Below are 4,780 nucleotides of genomic sequence, written 5' to 3' on the forward strand. Positions count from 1 at the left end.
CAGCCGCCATGACGACGGGCAGATTCGGTCTGACGCCTATTATGGCGAGCGGAATCCATACCATCAGCGACGACAGGGCGAAGCGTCTTGTCTGCTGTCCGCGTGCGCTGTGGCTCATTCCGGCGTTGCATCCGTAGTATATGCCGCAGCAGATGGCGAAGGTGATGATCATTCCGATGAATGCCATAAATATTTTCAGATATGTAGGGTCGTTAAGCATAAGAATGGTAGAATTTTGTTTATTGTTTGTTTTGCATGTCTCCGATATGCCGCTCGTCAACTCGTCTAACTAATCTCCTCGTCTCCTCGTCAACTTGTCAACTCGTAATACTTCATTTCCCTCTCAGCCTGCACATCAGATAGGGCACTCCGAGGCGCATGATGAATTTCAGTCGCTGCGGCATGGGAATCGTCTCCCACACCACGCTGATGTTGTCGCGCAGTCCCTTCGACCGGTGGCTGTTCGACACACCTCCCGTGTCGAATATCGCTATCGGCAGATTCACGTATCTGAAGCGCGCCCCCTTCTGATAGAGTTCTATGAAGGATTTGAAGTCGGCAGACAACCTGTGCTTGATGTCGAAAGGAGTGCTGATGAGGCTGTCGCGGCGTGTGAACACGCACTGGTGGCAGAATATCATGCGATGGTAGAGATAATAGCTCTCGGGAGCTTTCTTCACGTTGCCGTCTTTCACCACGTCGCCATACACCACGTCGGCGTCGGCAAGAGGCTGGCAGAATACGCGTCGCAACACATCATCGGCGGCGAACACGTCGCCGGCGTTCATGAATATCACCCATTCTCCCGTTGCCATTCCCACGCCCTTGTTCATGGCATCGTAGATGCCGCGGTCAGGTTCGCTCACCCATGTCGTTATCGTTCCCGAATGGGCGTATCGCTTTATCGTGATGATGGTGTCGTCGGTAGACTTTCCGTCCACCACCACAATCTCCTTGTTGGGATAGTCCTGCATCTGCAGGTTGCCGAGAGTCTTCTCCAGCAGTGGTCCGGCGTTGAATGTAACGGTCACTATCGACACCTTCGGCAAGTTGTTTTCTGTCTTTGATGCTTGCTGCATTTTGCGTTCTTGTCTTTTGCGTGTTATATTGTAGATGGGGCTTCTACCCAGTTGTCTCTCTGTCTCAGCGTTACAACTGTCCGCTCTCCACGAGTCTCGCCACCCGTTCCGTCTCCTTGTCGTCGCCCTCAGGGTCGTATTTCTTCGTGAGGCTCGCACCGAATGTCCATGCGAAAGCCTGATAGAATCCTGCCCTTATCGGACCGAGGAATGCCTTTACCAGCTGGTACGACGACGAGTTGCACTCTCTGTATACCAGTTTTATGAGCAGCTTTCCCTGCGTCAGCGTCAGCTTCTTCATCCTCGGCGTGTATTCCTTCTTGATACATGCCTCCACGAGCTTCATGTGCTGGTCCTTCGCCTTCTTGTTGGGCAGCGTCTGCAGATATTCGTATGTCTCTATGATGATATGGTTCACCTCCTTGGCTATCGGCAGCACCTTCTTCACGTTGTAAACCAGGCGGTTGTATCTCTGCCGTTGCTTTGGAGTCTTGAACACCTGTGGCGGATACACGTACACGTTGTTCAGTTCCACATATTGTATGCTGTCCTTTCCGTGTAGCACCTTTCCCACCTTCACCATCGGCACGAAGGTAGGGTTGTCCATATCCACCTCGCGGTCTTCCGGTTTCGTGTCGTTGCCGAACACGGGGTTCTGCGCCCTCGCCGTTGTCAGCGTGAGCATCATGACCATTATAGCCAATAATATGAAGTATGGTCTGTTCCTCATCATTGCGCAAAAGATATTATGTTTTTTCAGAGGCGCAGCTTCTTTCTGTTCTCAAACTTGTCGAGCAGTGCCACAGCCTTTCTTACAGTCTCTTCTTCGTCCCATCCCCTGCGCCTGGCATATCCGCGCACCACATATTCGTAGAGGTCGCGCCGGTGAGTGAAGCGCTTCAGGTTTTCAAGACATTGCTTGTCGCTGGGCCATCCGTCGCAGAAATGCGACCGGTTGGTGTCTATCATGTCGAAGTGGTAATTGCCGTCGCCATCGGTAGTATAGAGGAAGTTTGCCGAGTTCAGGTCGCCGTGCAACACTCCGTGACTGTGCATCAGCACGATATAGTCAATCACGGCATCGGTGAGCTTGCGGTCGAAGTCCTCCTTGTTCACCAGTTCCTGGAACACCTCCTTGCCCTTGCTCTCCTCGTATACGAAATATCCCACGGTGAATCTGCCGTGCTCATATTCCTCCATGTAAGCCACGGCGCGCGGCGAACTGACTCCACGCTTTCTGAACTCGTCGGCAAACAGGAATGCCCTCTTCGCCTTTGTCCTGCGGAAGTGTGTGTATATGATGCTTTGGATCCAATTCACCCGTTTGTATCGCTTGGCAATGAATGTCAGACCGTCGTGTTCGAGACGTCTCACACTGTTTCGCTTGTCTTTCAGCACCTCTCCCGTGTTTGTGCTGAACAGCGACGGTATGCTGTTGATGTAATCAGAATATTTCTTGTATCGTTCGGCTATTACTGTCTTCATGCTATCTTTTAGTGGTGGAACGTCTGCTGCCTTTTCCGGGCTTGCAGATGGGTACATACGCTGCAAAGGTACATATTTTTATACTTATGCCGCTTAAATTGTTCTGAAATAACTAATTTTGCAGCGTAATTGACGATATTGGGGCTGTCTGCCGCGGGCTACAGGCATAAATACCTGAGTATCATGGTGTCAACCGATACAAATGCGCCCCAAGAAGAAGGGGGATAATCATAAGAATGAAAATGAATAGAAGCAAGCAGTTTTTCTTGTCGTTGGCATGGCTGGTCAGTGTCCATGCCTTGATGTTGGTAGTTCTCACAGTATTCAGATTGGTGGAGCTGTCGTGTCTCCATGGGATGATAACCGACCATGGGGCGAGTGTCGTCACGGCATTCGTCAAGGGCGTGTGGTTTGACAATGTGGTGGCATGCTACATTTCGGTGCTTCCTCTCGCCGTGACCCTCCTTGCCGCCGCCTTCGGATATGCCGGAAAGAAGCTGCGCAAGGGAGTGTGCTATTGGTATTTCGTGTTCTCAGCCATCGTGTTCATGGCATCGGCGGCAAACACACCCTATTTCGAGTATTTCTTCAAGAATATCAACTCCTCCATCTTCGAATGGTTCGGCTATGCCGCCACCACAGCAGGCATGGTATTTCAGGAGAAATCGTATATCCTCCACATCTTCCTCTATTTCGTCTTCCTCGCCGCATATATCGTGGCGATGATATATATGCGCCGCTATTTCGACATACGGATAGACCGCTGCCGCAGGGACGACCGCTTCGTGTTGCCGGTGGCGCTGCGCTTCATCGTCTCAGTATGTGTGGTGCTCCTCTGCCTCTTCGGCATCAGGGGCCGTATGGGCTACAACCCCATTAAAATCAGTCAGGCATACTATTGCGACGACCCGTTTCTCAACCAGCTCGGCATCAACCCCGCCTTCAACCTCCTTACCAGTGCTCTCGACGACATGCGCAAGGAGAACCGCGACCTGCATCTAATGCCCTATGCCGAGGCAGTGGGTCTTGCCCGCCAGTCGCTGGGCATAACGGGAGCGGTGGACAGCAGCTGCGTGATGCGCCGTGAGGTGGCTGCCGTGGGCGAACCGCGCCGCTGCAACGTGGTGGTGATACTCATGGAGTCGATGTCGGCGAGCCTGATGCAGACCTTCGGACAGCAGCAGCGCCTCACGCCGAATCTCGATTCGCTCTACAACCATTCCCTCGCCTTCACCCGTTGCTATAGTGCCGGAATACATACCAACCACGGTATGACAGCATCCTTATACTCTTTTCCAGCGCTCATGTTCCGCAATCTGATGAAGGGCACGGTGACGCCACACCGCAAGGGAGTGCCAACAGTGCTCAAGAAGTATGGCTACCACAATATGTTCTTCATGACCCACGAGGCACAGTATGACAACATGAAGGCGTTTTTCACCACCAACGGCTACGATGAGATTTACTCGCAGGAGAATTATCCTAAGAAGGAAATAGTGAACAGCTTCGGAGTGTCAGACCATTTCCTCTTCGACTATGCCCTGGGCACCATCAACAGCCGTGCCAAGAGTGGCAAACCGTTTCTTGCCACTCTCCTCACCATCAGCAACCATCCGCCATACGTGATACCTTCGTTCTTCAAACCCAAGACGCATGACCCAGAGACGCAGATTGTGGAATATGCCGACTGGGCGGTGGGCGACTTCCTGCGCAAGGCGTCGCACGAACCATGGTATAAGAACACTATCTTCGTGATAATGGCAGACCACGGCAAACTCGTGGGCAAGGCTACCACCGAGGCTCCGGAATCCTACAACCACATACCGCTCATCATGTTCGGTCCCGGTGTGCCCACGATGCGCTACGACGGACTCGCCCAGCAGGTGGATGTGATGCCTACGCTGCTCTCGCTGCTCAATATGGGGTATGAGTATGACGGTTTCGGACAGGACCTCCTGCATACGTCCCGTCCTATGGTGTTCTATTCTGCCGACAATCAGATTATCGCCCGCGACGGCAAGCGTGTCTATGTGTACAATCCTAAGATGCAGAAGAACTTCTGCTATGTGGAGGATGCCCGTGGCACCCTGCATGAGACTTCTATGACCTCTGCCTTCAAGCCACTCCAGCGCTATGTCTTCTCGATGATACAGACGGCACAGTTCGTGTTGAAACGGCAGCAGTAGGTAATTACTCACCTGGATAAACCCATTCTG

The 4,780-nt window shown here is 52.4% G+C and carries 5 protein-coding genes; 1 reads left to right on the plus strand and 4 read right to left on the minus strand.

Annotated elements, in window-relative coordinates; translation table 11 throughout:
• The 4 genes from QVO99_RS04145 to QVO99_RS04160 form a co-directional block, all read right to left on the minus strand.
• On the minus strand, positions 1-220 hold a 220-nt coding region (locus QVO99_RS04145), incomplete at its 3' end, for a hypothetical protein (protein ID WP_288176952.1).
• Positions 221-332: 112 nt separating this feature from the next.
• Positions 333-1,079 (minus strand): glycosyltransferase family 2 protein, encoded by a 747-nt coding sequence (locus QVO99_RS04150; protein WP_022316337.1) that lies wholly within the window; start codon positions 1,077-1,079, stop codon positions 333-335.
• A gap of 70 nt (positions 1,080-1,149) precedes the next feature.
• A complete protein-coding gene (locus tag QVO99_RS04155; protein WP_308008527.1) occupies positions 1,150-1,764 on the minus strand; it encodes a DUF4294 domain-containing protein in 615 nt (204 codons plus the stop codon).
• 71 nt (positions 1,765-1,835) lie between these two features.
• A complete protein-coding gene (locus tag QVO99_RS04160) occupies positions 1,836-2,564 on the minus strand; it encodes a lipopolysaccharide kinase InaA family protein (RefSeq protein ID WP_022316339.1) in 729 nt (242 codons plus the stop codon).
• A 236-nt stretch (positions 2,565-2,800) separates the two neighbouring features.
• On the opposite strand from QVO99_RS04160, the gene QVO99_RS04165 reads away from it, so the two are divergent.
• Entirely contained in the window at positions 2,801-4,750 is a 1,950-nt protein-coding gene (locus tag QVO99_RS04165; RefSeq protein WP_288176953.1) for an alkaline phosphatase family protein, read from the plus strand.
• Positions 4,751-4,780 lie beyond the last annotated feature (30 nt).

The organism is Prevotella sp. CAG:592 (genome assembly GCF_000436015.1).
GTDB lineage: Bacteria > Bacteroidota > Bacteroidia > Bacteroidales > Bacteroidaceae > Prevotella > Prevotella pectinovora.